Source organism: Acinetobacter wanghuae (assembly GCF_009557235.1).
GTDB lineage: Bacteria > Pseudomonadota > Gammaproteobacteria > Pseudomonadales > Moraxellaceae > Acinetobacter > Acinetobacter wanghuae.
Genome location: NZ_CP045650.1, coordinates 1,665,131 through 1,677,409, shown reverse-complemented (window position 1 = coordinate 1,677,409; position 12,279 = coordinate 1,665,131). Strand labels below are relative to the sequence as shown.

Annotated in this window: 16 protein-coding genes; 7 read left to right on the top strand and 9 right to left on the bottom strand. The window is 39.0% G+C overall.

The genetic code is table 11. The features are described 5' to 3' along the window. Positions 1-497 precede the first annotated feature (497 nt). Positions 498-1,499: an AraC family transcriptional regulator gene (locus tag GFH30_RS07940; RefSeq protein ID WP_153371720.1), complete on the bottom strand. Its 1,002-nt coding sequence runs from the start codon at positions 1,497-1,499 to the stop codon at positions 498-500. A 660-nt stretch (positions 1,500-2,159) separates the two neighbouring features. On the opposite strand from GFH30_RS07940, the gene GFH30_RS07930 reads away from it, so the two are divergent. Continuing rightward, entirely contained in the window at positions 2,160-2,384 is a 225-nt protein-coding gene (locus tag GFH30_RS07930) for a hypothetical protein (RefSeq protein ID WP_153371718.1), read from the top strand. Positions 2,385-2,527: 143 nt separating this feature from the next. Here the strand turns inward: GFH30_RS07930 and GFH30_RS07925 are convergent, their stop codons facing one another. Together GFH30_RS07925 and queG are read right to left on the bottom strand one after the other, a co-directional pair. Next, positions 2,528-2,722: a hypothetical protein gene (locus GFH30_RS07925; protein WP_153371717.1), complete on the bottom strand. Its 195-nt coding sequence runs from the start codon at positions 2,720-2,722 to the stop codon at positions 2,528-2,530. Positions 2,723-2,831: 109 nt separating this feature from the next. Continuing rightward, complete coding sequence (queG, locus tag GFH30_RS07920) at positions 2,832-3,926, bottom strand: tRNA epoxyqueuosine(34) reductase QueG (RefSeq protein ID WP_153373400.1); 1,095 nt, start codon at positions 3,924-3,926, stop codon at positions 2,832-2,834. Between the two features lie 23 nt (positions 3,927-3,949). Between queG and GFH30_RS07915 the strand changes: the two genes are divergently transcribed. Continuing rightward, positions 3,950-5,422 (top strand): NAD(P)H-hydrate dehydratase, encoded by a 1,473-nt coding sequence (locus tag GFH30_RS07915; protein ID WP_153371716.1) that lies wholly within the window; start codon positions 3,950-3,952, stop codon positions 5,420-5,422. 10 nt (positions 5,423-5,432) lie between these two features. Further along, positions 5,433-5,708 (top strand): acylphosphatase, encoded by a 276-nt coding sequence (locus GFH30_RS07910; protein WP_153371715.1) that lies wholly within the window; start codon positions 5,433-5,435, stop codon positions 5,706-5,708. 3 nt (positions 5,709-5,711) lie between these two features. On the opposite strand, the gene ruvC is transcribed toward GFH30_RS07910, so the two are convergent. Beyond that, positions 5,712-6,257: a crossover junction endodeoxyribonuclease RuvC gene (gene ruvC / locus GFH30_RS07905; protein ID WP_153371714.1), complete on the bottom strand. Its 546-nt coding sequence runs from the start codon at positions 6,255-6,257 to the stop codon at positions 5,712-5,714. Positions 6,258-6,379: 122 nt separating this feature from the next. Between ruvC and GFH30_RS07900 the strand changes: the two genes are divergently transcribed. Both GFH30_RS07900 and GFH30_RS07895 read left to right on the top strand, forming a co-directional pair. Continuing rightward, the gene (locus tag GFH30_RS07900; RefSeq protein WP_153371713.1) at positions 6,380-6,955 is read left to right on the top strand and encodes an FxsA family protein; all 576 of its coding nucleotides are present in this window, start codon (positions 6,380-6,382) and stop codon (positions 6,953-6,955) included. Between the two features lie 111 nt (positions 6,956-7,066). Continuing rightward, positions 7,067-7,705: a LysE family transporter gene (locus tag GFH30_RS07895; RefSeq protein ID WP_153371712.1), complete on the top strand. Its 639-nt coding sequence runs from the start codon at positions 7,067-7,069 to the stop codon at positions 7,703-7,705. Positions 7,706-7,723: 18 nt separating this feature from the next. Here GFH30_RS07895 and GFH30_RS07890 read toward each other — a convergent pair whose 3' ends face one another. The 3 genes from GFH30_RS07890 to ahpF form a co-directional block, all read right to left on the bottom strand. Then, the gene (locus tag GFH30_RS07890; protein ID WP_153371711.1) at positions 7,724-7,921 is read right to left on the bottom strand and encodes a hypothetical protein; all 198 of its coding nucleotides are present in this window, start codon (positions 7,919-7,921) and stop codon (positions 7,724-7,726) included. 110 nt (positions 7,922-8,031) lie between these two features. Beyond that, positions 8,032-8,277 (bottom strand): hypothetical protein, encoded by a 246-nt coding sequence (locus GFH30_RS07885; RefSeq protein WP_153371710.1) that lies wholly within the window; start codon positions 8,275-8,277, stop codon positions 8,032-8,034. Positions 8,278-8,501: 224 nt separating this feature from the next. Beyond that, the gene (gene ahpF, locus GFH30_RS07880; RefSeq protein WP_153371709.1) at positions 8,502-10,067 is read right to left on the bottom strand and encodes an alkyl hydroperoxide reductase subunit F; all 1,566 of its coding nucleotides are present in this window, start codon (positions 10,065-10,067) and stop codon (positions 8,502-8,504) included. Positions 10,068-10,302: 235 nt separating this feature from the next. Between ahpF and GFH30_RS07875 the strand changes: the two genes are divergently transcribed. Beyond that, entirely contained in the window at positions 10,303-10,521 is a 219-nt protein-coding gene (locus tag GFH30_RS07875) for a DUF1653 domain-containing protein (RefSeq protein ID WP_153371708.1), read from the top strand. Positions 10,522-10,565: 44 nt separating this feature from the next. Next, complete coding sequence (locus GFH30_RS07870) at positions 10,566-11,156, top strand: O-methyltransferase (protein ID WP_153371707.1); 591 nt, start codon at positions 10,566-10,568, stop codon at positions 11,154-11,156. An 8-nt stretch (positions 11,157-11,164) separates the two neighbouring features. On the opposite strand, the gene GFH30_RS07865 is transcribed toward GFH30_RS07870, so the two are convergent. Together GFH30_RS07865 and ahpC are read right to left on the bottom strand one after the other, a co-directional pair. Then, positions 11,165-11,371, bottom strand: coding sequence for a KTSC domain-containing protein (locus tag GFH30_RS07865; protein WP_153371706.1), 207 nt, complete (start codon positions 11,369-11,371; stop codon positions 11,165-11,167). A gap of 187 nt (positions 11,372-11,558) precedes the next feature. Further along, positions 11,559-12,122, bottom strand: a complete 564-nt coding sequence (ahpC, locus tag GFH30_RS07860; protein ID WP_153371705.1) for an alkyl hydroperoxide reductase subunit C — start codon at positions 12,120-12,122, stop codon at positions 11,559-11,561. Positions 12,123-12,279 lie beyond the last annotated feature (157 nt).

The window sequence follows — 12,279 nt, the reverse complement described above, 5'->3', positions numbered from 1 at the left end:
GGGCCCACCAAATAAATCAACCCCTTAGGTGTACTAATCCTAAGGGGTTTTTTATGGTCCATCATTTAATGCTAAGTGCAATGAATTGAATGCTTGAGGCGTGAAAGCAAAGCCAAGATCATTTTATTCAGTATAAACAGGCGACGATAGTCCACGAATTTCCATGAAGATTATCTGTTTCACTGTCAGAAATGCCTTAGAAATTTCAGAGAATAAATATATTTGGTGGCTTGGTCACTGCTATAGATGCAATTTAGAAATAACGAAATATTTTGAGATATAAAAAGACCATACCTTCCAGAGGAGGAGATAGCGAAGGTATGGGGTAAAAAATCAATCATTTAATTCAAAGATTTATATTCTCCTAAAATTAAAAAAAGCTATATCTTTAAGGGGAAAAGATATAGCGAACAGGAAACTATCCTGAAAATCACTGTGGAGAGGTGATGGAAAGTATGTTAACAACAAGTCATAAAGAAGTTTTGTCTTAAAAAACGTTAATTATTATCATTTAATTTCCGCCATTCCGACGGAGATAAATCACACCAGCTTCTAAAAGCGCGATTGAAAGAGGCTTGCTCCTTATAGCTGAGCAAAAAGGCAATATCCATTAAGGATAAATCCGCATCTGAGAGATATTTTAAAGCAAGTTTATGCCGAATCTTACTCAGCAAGACTTTAAAGGTCAGGTCATATTTTTTAAGTTCTATTTGAAGTGTCCGTACGTTCATGTTCAGTTGATCCGCTACAAATTCAATTTGAGGATTATTTTTGCTGATAGAAAGAACAATCAATTGATTGACACGTTCGATAAATTGATACTGAGTCGGAATATCATTTAACAGTTTATTTGCTTGCGGTGTAAGAATTTCAATGAGTAAAGGATCGGGTTTACTCAGTTTTACATTCATCATCGATTTTGAAAAATACAAGCTAGTTTTGTCACTTTCAAAGGAGATAGGACACTTAAAGTAATCCTCGTATAGACGTGTATTGGCGGGTTTCTTCATTGTAAGTTCAAGCTTTTCAAAAAAAACTTGATGGCCAATCATTTGCTCTACTCGTTTAAATAATATCGAGATTTGTAGTTCTTCAGAAATGGCAGTTTCAGTGGAATATAAGCCTACATTTAAATAGGCAGGTTTATCCCAATGTACAATTAAATACTGATCCGTGACTTCAATCTCACGCAGCATAAAGTTATACCAAATGCGATTGTACCTATTGGCATATTCTAAAAATTGAATAAAAGTTTCACATGATTGTGCAATATATGAAGAAATACCGATGTGAGATTGTTGAATTCTTTTTCCAAGCTCAATTCCCAAACCTGGTTTTTGATATTGATCTTGAACAGCCCCTAACATTTTTAACCATTTTTCAAATGAAATAAGTTCATCAATGGCATAATTTCGTTTTACGGGAGAAATGAATTGATGCTCTAGACAAAATTCATGCAGCAAATGAACCATGCCTCGACCAACACTTTTGATTCTCATCAATATTTCCTTAAATTAAAACCTATATTCAAAATAAAAAATGACGCAACTATATTTGTTGTTGAATTATAAGGATAATTTTTTAGCATGGTTTTTTTATTACAAATAAACACAATATGTCACCCATCCTGAAAGCAAGCATGATGTTCATTGATGAATGGAAAATTATGTAACTGATTAGAAGAAGAATATTGTTTGCTGAGTAATTAAAATCGCACTATTTCGAGGCTTTTTATATGGCATGTATGCATGTTCATGTTGCATATCAATCCACTCACCAAAGGTGACCAATTACTCAGAAATCGAATAGATGAAAAATGAGATGAAATGCATTTTACATTCACTAAAAATATGTTAATTAATATGAGGTGATTTATTCATCTAAATCACGATGTTTCAGGATGAAATATAAAGAAGCAATAATCAAAAGAAATGATGAGACAGGAGTTTTAAACATGCTTCAGCTACTGAAAAAACTTTTTTGTTTGCACATCTATGAGTACGAACAAATGGAAGAAATTGGTGCACATAGAGAATGTCGTAAATGTGGTATCAATAAAGAATGATCTTTTTCAAATGAAAAGTGAGCTTAGGCTCACTTTTTTTTAAGCCCATAGACTTGAAATCATTTAAAATTCACACAAATTTTATGGTGATCACATGACCAAAGACTTTCAAAAACTGACTTATATTGTAGATGATAATTTAGCGGATACTTTACATTGGCTCACCTTACATCAAGATAGCTTTGATGCCTTTCACTATGATGTGATTTCAAAAGAGCTTACGGTGCATCATGCCAATGGAATCGATCAGATTCGGGTCGGGGATTATCTAAATGCAAGCTATGGGATTTTAATTACTGCGCATAATTTTGCTCAGTAATTTTTACTTTAAGTGGATATTTCATTACGTTTTTTCTTGATTAGGCAATGAAAGAGAAAGCTGTATGACTAAAATCACTTTAGATTTTTCATTAAAAAAAGCCCACCATAAAGTGGACTTCTGAAGGTAATGTATTTGGGTGTTTATTCTCGATGGTTACTATGAACCTTTTGGTTTTGTAAATCAGTTCGGTGCTGTTGGTTAAGCACGCGTTCATCTTGCTCATGCTGATTGTTTTTGGGTGAATTTACTGGACCTGATTGCGGTTGCTGTTGTTGCTGATTCTGTTGCAGTTCATCCAGTTGCTGTTGATTCGCCTTTTGTTGATGCTGTTTCATCGCTGATCCCTCCGCTGAAATGATCTATGCTTATTTTATGCCATAGATCTATTGCCCCATGTGTAAGGCTTCACAGTGAAAAAGTGAAAGGACGTAAGCGAATGAAATTTTATGCAGCTTTGAATAACTGTTCTTGAATTGCCCAATCAATATGAACGCGAACAATGTCATCATGCTGCTCACGCGCATTTTTAAGTGCTTCCAGGATATCATTATGATAGGGCGCATTGCCTAGCCCAATCGCAATATTTCGCATAAAACTTTGATAGCCAGTGCGACGCATCGGACTGCCTTCCGTTGATGCCAAAAAAGTAGCTTCATCCCATTTCCATAAATCTAATAAACTGACTTGATCTAAGCCATGACGCGGATGAAAATCTGTGACCGAAGTGGTTTGAGCAAAACTGTTCCACGGGCAAATGAGCTGACAATCATCACAACCAAAGACTCGATTGCCAATACCACGGCGCAAATCTTCAGGAATAATTCCCTTATATTCAATCGTAAGATACGCAATACAGCGACGTGCATCCAGAACATAGGGTTCAACAATCGCTTGCGTCGGGCAAATATCGATACAGGCTGTGCACGAGCCACAGTGCTTACTTGTGGCTTCATCAAAAGGTAAATCGAGAGAAGTGAATAATTCACCTAACACAAAAAATGAACCAGATTTTTTATGAATGAGCAGAGTGTGTTTGCCTGTCCAACCCATCCCTGCATTTTCAGCCAGAGATTTTTCAAAAATCGGTGCAGAATCGGCAAATGGACGTGAATCAAATTCACCTACTTTTTCACGGATCTTCGTTGCCAATATTTTTAAGCGTCCGCGCAAGGTTTTATGATAGTCACGTCCGCGTGCATAGCGTGCAATAATTGCTGAATTGGGTGCAAAAGGCACAATGCGCGGTTCAGGAGTTTCCACCAAGTAGTCCATGCGGACACAAATAATTGATTTCGTATTGGGCACAAGTAACGCAGGATTGGCTCGTTTTTCTAAATTTTCTTCTAAAAACTTCATATCGCCGTGATAGCCACGATCAAGATAGGCTTGTAGTCGTGCTAATTCTACTTGAGCATCTGGTTTGGCAATGACACAATCGGAAAAACCTAATTCCAACGCTTGTGCTTTAATCCAAGCTTTTAGTTCGCTCGGATTTTCTTGATAAAGTTGAATTTTCGCTTGAGAGTCGGATGTTGTCATAAACCAAAGACAGGAATCATAAAATGCAGCCACAAGTTTACCATAGCCCTGTTTATCATCGCCAAGTGATTCAAGCATGGGAGCAGCGTTGGTTTCAGCAGAACAATAGTGCGTATGGTTTGATGCAGCAAGTGGCTTGGTTCATCTCACAGCGCTTAATTGTTTTATTTAAAGATAAAAACATTCAGAAAATAGCCGTATGTTGCGGACAGGGCAATAATGCTGGTGATGGTTATTTGATTAGCAAATATCTTAAACAAGCAGGTTTAAACGTTGATATTTATGCTGCTGAAAAAGGTCAATCGGCTCAATTGAAAAAAGCGCAGAAAGAAGCTTTAGATTGTGGGGTGGAAATCTACCCTCATTTTGATTTTAAAATCCAATACGACGCTTATATTGATGCCTTGTTTGGTATTGGATTAAATCGTGCTTTAGATGAACAGTGGCAAACTATTATCCAAGCGATAAATCATCAGCAAGGTTTAAAAATTGCAGTGGATATCTCGAGCGGATTGAATGCCAATACCGGTCGTGCCATGCCTGTGTGTATTCAAGCAGATTACACCTATACCATTTTAGGACTAAAAGCAGGATTATTTACAGGTCAGGCTAAGGAATTTGTTGGAATGTTGGAGCTGATTTCTGCAATTCCACCTGATGATACATTACGTCCGATGGCTTATTTAAGTCATACCTCGGTTTCGCTGCCCAAACGAAAAGCCTATGGGCATAAAGGGAGCTATGGGCATGTTTTGGTGATTGGTGGACATGCTACTATGGGCGGGGCTGTCATTATGGCGGCTGAAGCTGCGTTCGCATCAGGTGCAGGCAAAGTCACCGTGATTTGTGATGCGAAACATCATACGGCTATTCTCGCGCGTGCACCGAACATCATGTTGGCAGATATCAATGCAATGACCGAGGATGAGCGAGTCTCTATATTGCAGCATATCGATGCAGTGTGTTTCGGGATGGGGCTCGGGCGAGATGCTTGGGCAAAATCACAATATGAGCAATGGTTTAATCTTCTGCAAAATACCGATGTTGATGTGATTTTAGATGCCGATGCGCTTTGGTTTTTAGCAGAGCAGCCAAATAAAGTGCATCCTAAAACTTATCTCACGCCACATCCCGGGGAAGCGGCAAAATTGTTAGGGATCTCTACAGCAGAAATTGAAAATGATCGGATCGCAGCCATTCATCAGCTTCAAGAACGCTATGCAGGGCAATGGGTTTTAAAAGGCTCAGGCAGTTTAACCTTGGAAAATGAATTATATATCTGTACAGCGGGCAATGCTGGGATGGGCACAGGAGGCATGGGCGATGTTCTGGCTGGCATGATTGCTAGTTTAAAAGCCCAATTCCATGAAGATATTCAGTTAAATGAAATCGTTATGCTACATGCACTTGCAGGTGATGAACTTGCTCATACAGGTGAGCGCGGCTTACAGGCGCAAGATATGAAACACGCCATTTATAAGATTGTAAATCAGTAGGAGTTGGGCGATGCAATCAATCCAACTAACCATACGTGGGAAAGTTCAAGGTGTGGGATACCGTAGATGGTTTCATGATCAAGCAACCATTTTGGGTCTAAAAGGAACTGTTAAAAATCTAGTGAATGGAAATGTTGCAGCGACACTGGTTGGAGATAAAGAGAAGATTGTTGAAATGATAAAGCGTAGTTATGAAGGACCTCGCCATGCAGTGGTTGATGACATTCAGCAGCTCGAATTAACTATAGATGAATGTCATTTTCAAGGCTTTAAGATCTTACGCTAAATATTAGCGACGACGTGTACTCACACGGCTACGACCTCGTGACATACCGCCAAGGGCATTGAGTACCGCCATTTTACTCATACTTCCTGAAGCATGGGCATGGCAAATGGCAGCAGCAAGGGCATCGGCAGCATCTTGTTGGGGTTTAACGCTTAATTTTAAAATACGCATCACCATCATTTGCACTTGCTCTTTGTCCGCAGCACCATAACCGACCACCGATTGTTTGATTTGACGTGCGGTATATTCAGCCACTTGCAAATCTAAATTCACCAATGCAGCAATTGCAGCACCACGTGCTTGACCCAGTTTAAGCGCAGAGTCTGGGTTTTGTGCCATAAAGACTTGTTCGACCGATGCTTCAGTTGGACCGTAAAATTTTACAATACGTTCCACACCTGCAAAAATTCGCTTTAAGCGTTCTGGCATTTCGGGTGTTTCAGTACGAATGGTGCCGGCATCGACAAAAGTTAAGTTTTGACCTTGTTTTTCAATAATTCCGTAACCTGTTAAACGCGAACCCGGGTCAATTCCAATAATTAATGACATGCCTGCACTTTAAAAATAATATAATGCCCATATTGTTACATAAGCGTATCAAAAAAGCTTGATAGTGATTAAGCACTTGATGACAGCATCCTATTTATTTAAATGAGTTTAGATTAATTTTCATGAAATTATTTCTTATTATTTTTGCAGGCTTAATCCTAGAAGTATGTGTCTGGATTGGCGTGGGTGACCTCGTCGGGAGCATGTGGTACGTATTTTTCTGGTTTATGGCAGCGTTCTTTATCGGTCTAAACCTCATTCGCAAATATTCATCAGGTCTGATGCCTCAGATGCAACAAATGCAAATGGGTCAAATGAGCGGTGATCCTGCACTCGCATCAAATCTACCTAAAATTTTGGCAGGCTTTTTCTTGATGATTCCCGGTTTGATCTCGGATGTTATCGCCGTGCTGATGTTGATTCCTGCGGTACAAAAAGCTTTCCAAGCGGGCATGATGAAAATCATGATGAAACGTCAACAAGCCATGATGGAAAAAATGATGGGTGGCATGATGGGCGATATGGGAGGCATGGGCGGTGCACAAGGTCAAAACCCATTTGCTGACATGATGCGTCAAATGCAAGAGATGCAAAACCAACAGAGTGGTCGTGGCGATTCAACCATCATTGATGGTGAAGCGCGTGAAGTGACACCCGATGCGAAGAAAATTGAATTTAAAGATGTAAATCCTAAATAAATTATATCTTTATGAAAAAGTCGAATCATGAGGTTCGGCTTTTTTTTGCCTACTTTATCATCGGCTATTTTTAACGTTATACTGTATTTTTACTTGATTTATAATATTTAAATGTCTTTGCTGATTACGATTTGTTTGCTTCATTTTGTGGCTCAATTGAGCCCAGGTCCAGATATTCTACTCATTGCCAAAAGTTCAGCGTCCACCACGCGACTGAATGCTCTAAAAGTCATTGCAGGTATTAGTGCAGGCATTGTAGTTTGGGTCGTACTTACGCTTGCGGGTTTTACCGTTCTGATTGATCAATTCCCATGGATCCAACAGATTCTGATGCTGGTTGGTGCGGTGTTTTTGGCTAAAATGGGTTGGGCAATGTTGAATGGTGGTCTGAAAACATTTAAGAATAGACATCAAAACTCAGCTGAATTGAATCCTGCTCAGCAGCCGAGTAACTATTTTACATTAGGTTTGTTGACCAATTTAGCCAATCCGAAGACCTTAATCTATTTTGGCAGTGTTTTCTCACTAGCGCTCAGTTCATCTGCAAGTACATCACTGAAAACTCAACTTGCCTTTATTATTCCTATACAAACATTTATTACTTTTACGTTGTTAATGCTGCTGATTTCACAGCCAAAAATCAAAGACTTATACCAACGTTCAGGCAGCTACATCGATATTATTTCAGGAGCATTGTTCCTGATGTTTGCTGTTTGGTTGTGTTATGACGCTATTCTCTTGATGTCTTAAATCGAATCACATGAATGATCATTCATGCTCTTCTACACTGTGGGATAATGGACGCGGATGTTCAGGTAATTTCACTTGAACATCTAGATCTGTTTTTTTAGCAGCTTGTTTATAGGCGTTGGGCTGCAAGGTCGTTTCAGTATTTTCTGAACCTTGATAGCGACGACTGCGATTAGCACGTTCGCGTAAACCACCTTTTTTAATTAACTGCACCACACTGAATCTCCTTAAAACTGCCGGTATTCTAATGTAAAATCTTTTAAAAGGTTTAAATTTCCAGTCTTAATGTGTATTAAAGACCGTTGTTTTAAGCGATTTTTAAAATTTTAATGTGGTTTTTTATTGTCTTGATCGAGTACCTCGAATAAAGAGGGTTGAACCGGTACTTCATGATGAGACTGAATATACATATGCACCGTTTTAATTACGATCACAGCAGCCAAACAAGCCACTAAACAGAAAATCCAAAAGCCAAAGGGGCTTCGAATATTATGTGAACCACAGTGAGAACACTCTTTTTGCATTGATGTAACGACTTGATCGCAACAACCACAGTGATATTGATAATGCATTTTGGTCTCCTTACTCTGTTTTGAGTTTTTTTATTATTTGCAATAACAATAACGGATAGATCTGTGAATGTTCTATGTAAATTTGTAGTTTTTCATATGAGACTTTGATGATATAACGGTAGGGGAATCTCTTACATCATGAGCTAATGCAGATAGATTGATGCATTTAGCATAAAAAAAGCCAGTCATTAAGACTGGCTTTTTAGATTCAGGAACTAATCAACTCATTGACCAGAACGGATAATGTAATCAAATGCTGACAATGATGCTTTCGCGCCTTCACCTGTGGCAATGATGATTTGTTTGTATGGCACTGTCGTACAGTCACCCGCAGCAAATACACCTTTCACATTGGTTTCATTGCGCTCGTTAATCACAATCTCACCACGGTTGCTTAACTCAACTTTGGTTTCTTTTAAGAAATCCGTGTTTGGTAACAAACCGATTTGTACGAAGATGCCGGCAAGTTCAACAGTGTGCTCTTCATTAGTCGTACGGTCTTTGTATTTGAGTGCAGTCACTTGTTTGCCATCGCCGACCACTTCAGTCGACAACGCATTTTTGATCACAGTGGTGTTTGGCAAGCTGTTGAGTTTGTCTTGCAATACTTGGTCAGCACGAAGTTTGGTATCAAATTCAACCAATGTTACGTGTTCAACAATACCTGCCAAGTCAATCGCAGCTTCTACACCTGAGTTACCGCCACCAATGACTGCAACACGTTTGCCTTTAAAAAGTGGACCATCACAGTGTGGGCAGTACGCAACACCACGTGTTTTGTATTCTTGCTCACCCGGTACGTTCATTTCTCTCCAACGTGCACCTGTAGATAGGATGACAGTTTTTGATTCAAGTTTTGCACCGTTTTCTAGTGTGACTTCAACCAGACCATTAGCCGTTTCATCCGCACCTTTGATGTTGGATACACGTTGTAGGTTCATGATGTCGACACCATATTCACGCACGTGTGCTTCCATTTCAGCAGCAAACTTTGGACCTTGAGTTTTTTGCACTGAAGTGTAGTTTTCAATGTCCATGGTATCCATCACCTGACCGCCCATGCGTTCAGCCACAATACCAGTCTTAATGCCTTTACGTGCTGCATAGATGGCAGAAGTATTCCCTGCAGGACCACCACCAATCACAAGCACATCAAAGGCATCTTTGCTATTTAACTTTTCAGCATCTTTGGCTGCAGAGTTGGTGTCGAGTTTGGCAATGATTTCTTCCAAAGTCATGCGACCTTGACCAATATGTTCGTTGTCTTGGAACACCATAGGTACCGCCATGATTTTGCGTTCTTCAACTTCATCTTGGAAGAATGCACCATCAATCATGGTGGTGGTTGTGCCTGGGTTGTAGATTGCAATCAAGTTCAACGCTTGAACCACGTCAGGACAGTTATGGCAGCTAAGTGATACGAATACGTCAAAGTTAGATTGAACGCCTAAGCCTTTTACAGAAGCGAGTACTTCATCAGAGACTTTCGGTGCATAACCTGAAGTTTGTAGCAATGCAAGAATGAGTGATGTGAACTCATGCCCCATTGGTAAGCCTGCGAAGTAAACACGTGGCTCTTCACCTGCTTTTGCAATACCAAAGCTTGGTGCGCGTTTGTTTTGACCATCAAAACGTGCAGTTACAAGTGAAGATAATGCAGCGATCTCTTCAACCAATTCTTTAATTTTGTCTGATTTGTCAGAGCCATTTAAAGTCGCAACGATTTCGATTGGACCTTCAAGGCGTTCTAAAAGTGTTTTCAGTTGGGCTGTTGTATTTGTGTCTAACATTGCTAACGTCTCCAAAGGAGTAAATGTTTATTTGATGAGAGAATATTAATAGAATTTACTGAATAGGTAAAACGGTTAATTCTTATCTAAATAATCGGAAAATTAGATATATGAGTAATTTCATCAAGCATTTCAAATCTCTATATGAGGTAAATACTGTAAATTTCAAGTTAACCAGATGCTATCGCGCGGTATTATCCGCTAATATGAACTGTTCATTTGATGAGAAAAATATATGACTTTAACACGCGGGATTTATCAACATTATAAAGGGCAGTTGTATCAAGTGCTGCATGTGGCAACGCATAGCGAAACGCGAGAAGCGTTAGTGGTGTATCAGTGTTTATACGGTGATTATTCGATTTGGGTGCGACCGCTCGCGATGTTTACTGAAATGGTAACGCTTGAAGATGATCGTGAAATAGAACGTTTTAAGTTTGTGTCAGCGGTTTAAAGGCAAAGAAAATTAAAATTTAATACAACAAGGATGTTGAACGCATGCAAGACATGATTAATTTTGAACGCTATATGCACGATTTATATCTGCAATTTTGTCAGCATGATGCGACACATTCAGATCGGTTAAAACGTTATCGTAATATTGAGCCTGAATCTGCCCAGTTTTTATCGATTTTAGTTAAAGCGCAAAAATCCAAAAAGCTCTTAGAAATTGGTACATCGACAGGCTATTCCACCTTATGGTTGGCGGAAGCACTCTCAAAAACACAAGGCAAAATGATTACACTTGAAATCGATGCCGCGCGATCTGAGCAAGCTCAACGCTATGCAAAAGATTTGAAGTTGGATGGTATTGTAGATTATCGAGTTACGGATGCATTCCATTTTTTACAGCAAAATCAAGAAGTTTTTGACTTTATTTTGCTCGATGCCGAACGTGATGCTTATGTCGATTATTGGCAACATCTCGCAAGATTGATCAATCCAAAAGGCGGTCTATTGGTGGTAGACAACGTACTATCACATGCCGAGCAAGTGCAAGACTTTATGAACTTAGTGAATCGGGATGGTCGATTTGTATCATCGACCATCTCTGTGGGCGCAGGGTTATGTCTTATTGGTTATCGCTAAGTTAAAATTTAATTGCTATAGACTTTGTTGAAATTTAAATCATATTGCAAATATTTTTGCACAAAAGCAGTTTTATCTTCACGTCTAAGTAAGTTGTTATAGATGTATTCTGGCACAGGATGATAAAGCTCGATGAGACCCGTATTATAATAAATATGTAAATGATGGCTCGAGGCATTATATTTATAACTTACCACAGTTAAACCTATATTCATTTGCACCTCCAATTCATATAGCGCATCAACATCATTTGACGTTAATAGAATTGAATCGCTTTCTATATAGTTGCATTGTAATTGTTAGATTTTTAATGTTATTGGCTGGGATCGCTTGATCTGCTTTTGCCATAAAAAAAACCACGCTAAAAAGCGTGGTTTTTTTATCAGTTCAATCTAATACAAATTAGATTTTACCTACTAAGTCGATTGAAGGAGCAAGAGTTGCATCGCCTTCTTTCCATTTAGCTGGGCAAACTTCACCTGGGTGAGCATGTACGTATTGAGCTGCTTTCACTTTACGAAGAAGTTCTTGAGCATCACGACCTACGCCACCAGCGTTGATTTCAACGATTTGGATTTTACCTTCTGGATCGATAACGAAAGTACCACGGTCAGCAAGGCCATCAGCTTCGATTAAAACGTCGAAGTTTTTAGCAAGTGTCCAGTTCGCATCACCAACCATTACGTATTGGATTTTTTTGATTTCTTCAGAAGAATCGTGCCAAGCTTTGTGAGTGAAATGAGTGTCAGTAGAAACTGAGTAGATTTCAACACCTAGTTTTTTGAATTCTTCGTAGTTGTCAGCAAGGTCACCCAATTCAGTTGGGCAAACGAAAGTGAAGTCAGCTGGGTAGAAGAAAACAACAGACCATTTGCCTTTAAGGTCAGCTTCAGTTACTTCGATGAATTGACCGTTTTGGAATGCTGTTGTAGCAAATGGTTTAACTTCAGTATTAATTAAGCTCATCATTGTCTCCATGATTGACGATAGTGTTTAATTTTCAATTAGAGTATCTAAAATTGGCGGATTGCTGAAATGGTATTTTTACATTACAGAAATCGGAAAAACCGAACTAAGTCAGCAAGACCTGATTTAACCGCATTTCATTTTATCGGCTATGTAT